Origin of the sequence: Halarsenatibacter silvermanii (assembly GCF_900103135.1) — a bacterium.
In the GTDB taxonomy this organism is placed as follows: Bacteria; Bacillota; Halanaerobiia; order Halanaerobiales; family Halarsenatibacteraceae; genus Halarsenatibacter; species Halarsenatibacter silvermanii.
The window spans coordinates 1-8,828 of record NZ_FNGO01000042.1; the positions used below are offsets into that span (position 1 = coordinate 1).

Below are 8,828 nucleotides of genomic sequence, written 5' to 3' on the forward strand. Positions count from 1 at the left end.
GAAAATGCCTGCGAGAAAGCTGAATTCGGCGATATTCCCATCACTCTGGGGGTGGGAGTTGCTGCCAAACATGATACAGAAGAAAAGTTCGAAGATTTCATGGCCAGAGCAGACGGGAGAATGTATAAGGATAAACTGACCAAAGCTTACAGCGCCGAAAACAAGCTTGTACAGAACATGCTCAATGCCCTTTCGGCCAAAAGCCAGGAGACCATGGAGCATGCCATGAGGATGACCGAGCTGGCACACAGGCTGGGAGAAAAGATCGGCCTATCAAACGAGCAAATAAATAATTTATCCCTTCTGGCTTCACTCCATGATATAGGTAAAACCACGATTTCAAAGGATATACTGAACAAACCCGAAGATTTGACGGCGGAAGAATGGGATATAATAAAAGAACATCCTGAAAGAGGATATAATATCGCTTCAGCGACCGAGGAATTTGGGCCTATTGCCAGAGCTATTTTATGTCATCATGAGCGGTGGGATGGCAGAGGCTATCCGAAGGGACTGGCAGGAGAAGAGATTCCACTTTTATCAAGGATAATCTCGATTGTGGATTCTTACGATGTGATGACTGCAGGCAGACCCTACAAAGATGCCCTGAGTAAAGAAGCGACCTTCCAGGAGATAGAAAGATGTGCAGGCAGTCAATTTGATCCTGAGCTGGCCGAAAAGTTTGTAAAAATGATGAAAAGTGATATAGAGTGATTTAATATTCAATGACTTTTGACTGCATAAGTCATTCATGATATAATTTCTCAAGCAGGTTTCACTTCAAAATCGCTGGTAAATTCGTCAAAATTCGTAAAGGAAGCAATATTTTTTAATCGGGTGATCGATTGCTGACCGGAGAAAATCCGGTTAGCGATCGATTTAAAAGGAAAGTCTGCCTGAGGCAGGAAGTTTTTACTCCTCCTTGAGACAGCACGGTCCCGCCACTGTAAGCAGCGCTAACACTCTTTGGAGATCAGCCACTTGATTGCCGAAACTTCAAGCGATCAGGGAAGGCACAAAGAGTCTTGCTGTAAGTCAGCAAGCCTGCCCGGTTAGCGATAGTTTTTTCATATTATTGAGTGGATGATGGCAAAGTCCACAATCCCTTTTGGGGTTGTGGGCTTTTTTAATGGGTTAAAAATTAAAACAGGAGGTAAAAAATGAGTGCCAGGGAAGCGAAAATGAAAGCGGCGGTACTGAAAGAACCCAAAGACCTGAGGCTGGAAAAAATTCCCCGGCCGGAATGTCCGCCCGGAGGAGTTTTGATCGAGACAGCGGCCAGTGCAATCTGCAATGCCGACGTAAAAATGGTCGATAAAGGACATAAAGCTCTGGATTATCCCCGGATTTTGGGGCATGAAGTCACCGGAAAAATATTAGAAAGTCTGACAGAACAGTTCGAAAGAGGCGATAGGGTGCAGATAGCTCCTGGAATAGTCTGCGGGGAATGTGAATTCTGCCAGCAGGGTCTTACGAATAACTGTGAGGAAATAGAGATACTCGGTTTTACCAGAGACGGAGGCTTTGCCGAGTATCTGTCAATCCCGGCTAAGGGAATAAAAACCGGAGCGGTGAATTCAATACCCGATAAGCTATCATTCTCCCGGGCGGTCTTCTCAGAACCATTAGCCTGCTGCATCAACGGGCTGGACCTGGCCCGGGTGAAGCAGGGAGACAGTGTTTTGATAATTGGCGCAGGTCCCATAGGCTGCCTTCAGGCTATGCTGGCCGAGACTTACGGAGCCAAAAAAATTATAATGGCGGATAGACTGGAGAGAAGGCTGGAATTTGTCGATTCAGAAAAAGCAGCTTTAACAAAAGTGGATTGCCTGATAAATACCGGAAGGGAATCATTGAACAGAGCTGTAATGAAGGAGACAGCTGATCGGGGGGTGGACGTTATTATTTTAGCCTGCCGTCAGGGAGCAGCAGCCTATCCCCTTCCCGAGCTGCTTAAATTTAGAGGCAGAATTTTGTTGTTTTCCGGGCTGCCTGCCGAAGATGCAGCCCTGGAAGTGGATGGAAATCTGCTGCACTACGGTGAAAAAGCGTTGATAGGAGCATATGGTTGTACTGCTGAGCAGAACCAAAAGGCCTTAAAACTTATAGCCGAAGGAAAAATAGCGGTCGACCGGCTTATCACTGATGAAATTCCCCTGGAACAGATTTCGCAGGGTATAAAAAAGGCGAGAAATAAAATAGGAATGAAGACAATCATTCAATTCGAACACCAGAAAGGAGAGATTATTTAATGGGCCAGCTGACAGGTAAAGAATTTGGAGCCCGGATAAATCAATTGATCGAGGAGAAAAATTTTTCCAGAGAAGATATGGAAATGATGTTTTCTGAGGTGCTTCGAGATGAACCGACCGAAATGCAGCAGGGGGCTTTTCTGGCAGCTCTGACCGCCAAAGGGGAAACAGCAGAGGAGATTGCTGGCAGCTGGGATGCTATCTACAATTTAGATACTGTGAAAGTAAATCCCGATGTCGATGAGCCTCTGGTGGAAAATTCCGGGACAGGAATGGATGCAGTCGAAACTTTTAATATCAGCACAGCAGCTTCTCTCGTCGCTGCTGCCGCCGGAATAAATATGGCCAGACATGGATCCCGGGCAATCACTTCTAACTGCGGTACGATTGATATTCTTGAGGAGCTGGGTGTGGGAGTTGAATCTCCGCCGGAAATTATAGTTGACAGCATAGAAAAAACCGGTCTGGGGATATTCAATGGAATGAACTCTCAGGTGCATCCGGAAGCTCTGGGTAGAATTCTGGCCAAAATCTCCTTTGGAACCACCTTAAACATAGCTGCCTCCCTGGCAAACCCTGTTCGCCCCCGCTATGGGGTGCGCGGTGTTTATTCTCGAAAATTATTGAAACCGGTGGCCAGGGTGATGCATCTAATTGGCTATAGGAGGGCAATGGTGGTCTGCGGTCTGGCTGAAAGTGGAGATAAGAAAAAGACAATGGATGAAGCTTCGACTCTAGGTCAAAATTATCTCGTAGAAATTGATGAAGATGGTGAGCTGGAGGAATATTCTTTTTCGCCCGAAATGCTGGGAATCGAAAAAACAAACAGCCATGATATTGCTCCTCATGAAAATCGTGAGAGAGAAGCTTTAAAACTCCTGAAGGTATTAACAGGAAAAGAAAGGGGAAGCCGGGAGAAAATTGTGAGCTTAAATGCAGCTTTAATTCTTTATCTGATGGATTACAGCGATGAGATTGAGGATGGCTATCGACAGGCCAGGGAAATTCTTGCCTCAGGGGCAGCTGTCGAAAAACTGAAGGAATGGGTTAAAGTTCAAAATACTGATTCCCAAAAAAGGTTAAACAGACTGGAGTCTCTTTTAGAAAAAGTATAATTCATAATGAGATAAGAAAGGAGATAAAATGATGAAATTATACGCTTTGAAGTCCCGCGAAGGATATTTAAAAGCTGAAAGAGAAGATAGTTATAGGACTGTTCCCATGAATAAAGCCTCGGTATTTGGTGATAGAGATTCGGAAGAATTAAAACAGCTAAAAAGAGCAGCAGAAAATGATGACCTCGCCAATCTAAAAATGGTAGAACTGGAGATAACAGAAAAAGAGGTAGAATTTTAAGAGCTGGGCGGCAGCGCAGCTTATTGTTTTTCCAAAAAAACAGGAGCAGGAAATGCCTGCTGCATCTTTAACCTATTAATTAGTATCTTAAATATCCGATGTACCGAATAATACAAAAAATCTCAGGAGGTATAAGTTTTGCAGTCAAAACTGCGCAAACATCTGACAGGTTCTTTGCTCGTCTGCACCATTTTAACACTTTTGATTTTTTCCGGCTTCAATGCAGTCCAGGCCGAATCAGAGGATGATTACCGCCAGATCGAGGATATGACCGGGCGCGAGCTGGAAATACCCCGGAAAGTAGAGAGGGTCATCGCCATTGGCCCGGGCTCTCTGCGGCACATCGTCCATCTGCAGGCAGAGGACAGAGTCGTCGGCATAGAGGAAGGAGAGGTGATGGACGAAGAAGGCTATTATCGCGATTACAGGCTGGCCCATCCCGAACTGGAAGATCTCCCCGTCATAGGCCCCGATCACGGTGGAGACCCCGAGCTTATCGCCCGACAGGAGCCCGACCTGATAGTTTTTTACGGCGACCCCGGTGATGCTGCCACCCTGCAGGAGAAGACTGAAACTCCGACGGTTATTGTCGATTTTGGTGATCATTACGGAGAGAAGGAAAAGCTCCAGAAAAGCTGGAAGCTGCTGGGGGAGATTTTTGACAGGAATGAAAGAGCTGAAAAGCTGAGCGAATATCTGGAGGAGATACTGGCCGACCTCGAAGCCAGAACCGAAGATATCTCCGCTGAAGAAAGAGCGACTGTTTTTGCCGGCGGAATTTCATTTCGGGGTTCTCACGGTCTTACTTCCACCCGGGTCCCCTTCGAACCGCTGGACTTTATCAACGCTCCTGCCATCACCCGGGAGGTAATTGAAGATGAGGATGGTCAGATTCAGGTTATGTTCGATAGAGAGCAGCTACTTTTGAACGATCCGGATAAAATATTCATCGATTCGGGCAACTTTCCCCTGGTCGTCGAGGATTTTGAACGCTACGATGAATACTCCACCCTCAGCGCCGTCCAGGAAGGGCGCACATATACAATTTTACCCTATTCCGATTATCACCGCCAGACCAGCAGCATACTCGGCAACGCCTATTATGCCGGCAGCATTATCTACCCGGAGAGATTTTCCGATGTGGATCCCGAATCCAGAGTTGAAGAGATAATGGAAAAATTTCTGGGCGAGCCGGTCTACGATGAATTGAGCGATTTTCACCGCGGCTTTGGTTCGGTCGATCTGCTGGAAAAATAACGGGCTGGGAGCAGGTTTAAACCCCTTCGAAACAGAATAATAATATGAGCCCCTATACTTTATAAGCCCCTGTACTCACTGTATTATCCATATCTGCAGGCCCGTTTGATTCTGTTCGAATTTTTCCGGCAGTTTTTTTAACTCAAATACAGCAGAGCTGAGGTGGTTTTATGTCCGAGCACAACGGAGAAATATTCGCCCTGGATATTGGCACGAGAACCCTGGTCGGCACCGTGCTGGAAGAAGCAGAGGAGGGCTATCGGGTCAGGGAATCCGAGGTTATTCCTCACCAGCAGCGGACGATGTTCGACGGACAGATACATGATATCTCGCAGGTAACTTCCGAGCTGGAGCGGCTGGTGGGAAAGGTTGAGAATTCGCTGGGCCGGGAAATCGAATCGGCGGCCGTGGCAGCGGCGGGTAGATCACTGGAAACCGCCGCATGCACCCGGGAGATCGAATACTCGGCCAAAAGAAAGCTCACCGAGGCCGATGTCAGCTCTCTCGAGTACTCAGCTGTGGAAAAAGCGCGAGAAAAGCTCAGAGAAAACGGTGATAAGAGCGAAGCGGAGATGGAATATCATTTTGTCGGCTATACGGTGAAGGAATATCGCGTTGACGGTATCTTTGTGACCGAGCTTTTACACCAGCAGGCCAGCCGGGCGGAGGTCGATATAATCGCCACCTTCCTGCCCAGGATAGTGGTCGACTCGCTGCTTTCAGTTATAGACAATCTCGATCTCGATATCAGCGCTCTCACCCTTGAGCCGATTGCGGCTGCCGAAGCTGTAGTCCCCCGCAATATGTACAACTTCAACCTGGCCCTGGTCGATATCGGAGCCGGCACAGCGGATATAGCAATCACCGAGGGCGGGGCGATGAAGGCCTACGGCATGGTGCCCATAGCCGGCGATGAGGTGACAGAGGCCATAGCCGATGAGTTTTTGCTCGATTATCATTCAGCCGAGGAGATAAAGTGTCAGCTGGAGGCCGGGGAAAGTTTTCAGGTGAAGGATGCTCTCGGCAATAACATAGAGGTTGATTGTGAAAAAATAAAGGAGATAGCCGAACAGCGGGCAGAAGAGATGGCTTTGATGATCGGAGAAGAGATAGCCCGACTTAACTCCGGCACTCCCCGGGCGGTTATCTGCATCGGAGGAGGCAGCCTTACCCCTGGTTTCACCCGGACACTGGCCGATTATCTCGATCTGGACAGCAGCAGGGTCGGCATTCGTGAGGCCGATGATCTGGAAAGTGTGGAGGGCGAAATCGAAGGCCTTGCCGGAGCTCAGATGATAACTCCGCTGGGCATAGGAGTTTATGCCGCCCGCCGCCGGGAGGCCAGCGTCTTTTCCCGGGTGCGGGTAAACGCTGAGGAAGTTACGCTTTTTTCGATCCAGCAGCCCCGGGTTGAGGATGCGCTGCTGCAGGCCAGCGTCGACCTGGACAGTATAAGTCCTCGACCTGGTCACGGACTTACCTACACCCTCAACGGAGAGCTGCAGTCAATTCCCGGCGAGATGGGCAGCCCGGGCAGGGTTGAGCTGAACGGAGAAGAGGTCGATATGGAGGCCGAGGTCAGCGCCGATGACGAAATAGAATTCGTGCCCGGCGAGCGCGGCCAGGATGCCGCCGCCCGCGTGGGCGAGGTGCTCGCCGACGATCCCGATAAAAAGGTGGAAGTCATTCTCGATGGCGAAAAAAAAGAGCTCGAGCCGGTTTTAAAAGTCGACGACAGGCCGGCCGGACCGGAAAAAATGCTCGAGGATGGGGATGAGATCGAGTTCCGACCGCTTAAGACGGCAGCCGACGTTATGGAGATGCTGCCGGAAGTGCCGGAGAAAAAGTTCGGCAGCAAAACGCTGGAAATAACCGTCAACGGCCGGGAGCTGATTCTGCCGGGAGATGAGCTTCTGGTCTATAAAAATGGCTCGCCCGTGGGCCGGCAGGCCGAACTCGAGGATGGCGACAGGTTGAAAATCGACAGTTCCGGACCGATAGAGACGATCAAAGATCTCGCCGAAAATAACTTTCTGCCCGGGGATAGTCTGGAAGTATCACTGAATGGTAAAGAACTCGAGATACCCCCTCTGCCGGAGACGATCAGTGTTAACGGCAGCGAGGTTTCCGATGATTATCAGCTGGAAAGCGGAGACGAGGTTGAAATCAGTTTTCGCGGCATGACGGCGGGAGGACTTCTGGAGTACATAAATTATGGCCTCTCGGACAGAATGAAAGAAGAAGCCAGCGTTTACATCGACGGTGAAAAAAGAAGCTTCAGCGCGGAGCTCAGCGAGGGCGACGAAATAACGCTGAAATTTTGACCTGTATAAAAGATTATGAATCTGAAGCAGATATCACATCCGGGACGGGTTGAGGATAGACTATCTCCATCTTCAGACCCCGATCGTCTCTCATCTTCTCGTCAGGAAGAGATATCAGCTTTTTTTCGCCCCGGCGGGCGGCCGCCAGCAGAGCCAGGGCATCGACTATATCGTCCTGGCCAAAAGCATCAAACTCCAGATCCTCCTGGGCATTATCGATAAGAGAGGAGAGACGGTCGAAAAATCGGGCCAGCACTCTCTTTCTTTCCGCGAACCCCTCCTGCGACTTTTTATTAGCGGCCATCTCCTGACAGCCGTTTAAAGCCCAGAAGACCAGCTCCGGATGCGATTCATGCATGAGCTCGACCGCCCCGGGAAAGCGGCCCAAAAAGTCGTCGATCTCCTTAATTTTGTCCGCCAGCCCCCAGCTCTGCCGGCTCAACCCCCGGCCGCTCACCTCTTTATTTGTCCGATTGGCTTGCTGCCAGCTTTCTGCCTTTAAAGCCGGGCGAAAGGGAACAGGGAAGACAGACGAACTGCGTTTGCTCAAAAAAGAACGCGCTGCCCGGTCGCAGAGTCTTTCAGTCGAACCGCTTTTCTTTAGCCCTATGGGAATATCGATCAGCAGAAGCTCGGGGCTCGAATTTTCCTGCCAGAGCGTGACAAAATCTTTATAAAGATCGAGCTCGATCTCACCGCTATCTTTTTCGCCGGCCGCCAGCCAGCCCCCCGGACAGCCGTCTACGCCTAAATATTTCATCTTCATATTCACCACCGGTTGATGATTTTATTTTTTTATTTTCAAGGAAAATTATAAAAAAACAAAAAAGCTGGAGGTGTTATCCTCCAGCATATATGACAACTTTCAACAAAAGCTTTGAAAAGCATTATAAAATCTAACAACAAGCTTTATCAAATAAAAATATTCCTCCATTATATCTTTATCTATAATATTATCTGAAGTTTCTCCTTCTTTTAAACCAGCTCTCGCTTTTTTCTTGCAAAAAATATATAAAGTTTCATGTTCATAGCCTTTGTTTTCATTATCATTTGTTTTCATTATCAACTGCATAACAAAAATCTTCTACATCAAGAGATAAGATTATTTTTTCTCTTCTGTTTTTATTGAGATTATATTTTTCTATGAAATTTATAGTTTCCTTCCTGAACAAGCTTTTTTATGGTAGCAATATACTCTTTGATATCCTCTCTATTAAAATCTGTATATTTTTGAGATCCGCCCAAAAATATCCACTCCTATGTCTGCTGCCTACGTGCTGAGTTTTTATTATACGGATAATACGGGGAAAAGTCAATATAATTGTATTGATTTTTCAGTTTTTCGTATTCCTGATCTTTGAATTTTTCGCGCATTACATCAAGTTCATGTCGGCGTCCGGTGAATCTAACAGTGCAGCATAGTGATCTTTTTTATCTAGATAATCTGTCCTTTCCGGAAAAAGAGAATGAATTCTTGAGATATTTTTTCGCAAAATGAAGATTTTACGCAATTATGTTAAATTAAGTTAATGGTTTAGAATCAGCCTACAGAAGCGCTTTTGCCAGGGGAAAAACTGGCTTGCAGCATGACTCAATCGCTATGGCTCACCAGATTAGAACGATCTCCAAAGAACGGATA

At 47.6% G+C, this 8,828-nt stretch carries 8 protein-coding genes and 1 riboswitch; of the genes, 6 read left to right on the plus strand and 2 right to left on the minus strand.

Features of this window, described 5'->3' with window-relative positions; genetic code table 11:
• From BLT15_RS12515 to BLT15_RS12540, 6 genes are all read left to right on the plus strand, one after another.
• Positions 1 to 714: HD-GYP domain-containing protein (locus tag BLT15_RS12515; RefSeq protein WP_143423099.1), on the plus strand; the 714-nt coding region annotated here is incomplete at its 5' end.
• Between the two features lie 104 nt (positions 715 to 818).
• Positions 819 to 1,066, plus strand: a riboswitch (cobalamin riboswitch).
• Between the two features lie 94 nt (positions 1,067 to 1,160).
• A complete protein-coding gene (locus BLT15_RS12520) occupies positions 1,161 to 2,252 on the plus strand; it encodes an alcohol dehydrogenase catalytic domain-containing protein (RefSeq protein ID WP_089762338.1) in 1,092 nt (363 codons plus the stop codon).
• Complete coding sequence (gene trpD / locus BLT15_RS12525; protein WP_089762341.1) at positions 2,252 to 3,367, plus strand: anthranilate phosphoribosyltransferase; 1,116 nt, start codon at positions 2,252 to 2,254, stop codon at positions 3,365 to 3,367. The genes BLT15_RS12520 and trpD overlap by 1 nt, the downstream gene beginning before the upstream one ends.
• 31 nt (positions 3,368 to 3,398) lie before the next feature.
• Positions 3,399 to 3,608 (plus strand): hypothetical protein, encoded by a 210-nt coding sequence (locus BLT15_RS12530; protein ID WP_089762343.1) that lies wholly within the window; start codon positions 3,399 to 3,401, stop codon positions 3,606 to 3,608.
• 138 nt (positions 3,609 to 3,746) lie between these two features.
• On the plus strand, positions 3,747 to 4,865 hold the full coding sequence (locus tag BLT15_RS12535) for an ABC transporter substrate-binding protein (protein WP_089762346.1): 1,119 nt from the start codon (positions 3,747 to 3,749) through the stop codon (positions 4,863 to 4,865).
• Between the two features lie 170 nt (positions 4,866 to 5,035).
• On the plus strand, positions 5,036 to 7,189 hold the full coding sequence (locus tag BLT15_RS12540; protein ID WP_089762348.1) for a cell division protein FtsA: 2,154 nt from the start codon (positions 5,036 to 5,038) through the stop codon (positions 7,187 to 7,189).
• Positions 7,190 to 7,202: 13 nt separating this feature from the next.
• Here BLT15_RS12540 and BLT15_RS12545 read toward each other — a convergent pair whose 3' ends face one another.
• Entirely contained in the window at positions 7,203 to 7,949 is a 747-nt protein-coding gene (locus BLT15_RS12545) for a DUF429 domain-containing protein (RefSeq protein ID WP_159429960.1), read from the minus strand.
• 105 nt (positions 7,950 to 8,054) lie between these two features.
• Positions 8,055 to 8,249: a hypothetical protein gene (locus BLT15_RS12550; RefSeq protein ID WP_143423100.1), complete on the minus strand. Its 195-nt coding sequence runs from the start codon at positions 8,247 to 8,249 to the stop codon at positions 8,055 to 8,057.
• Between the last annotated feature and the right edge of the window lie 579 nt (positions 8,250 to 8,828).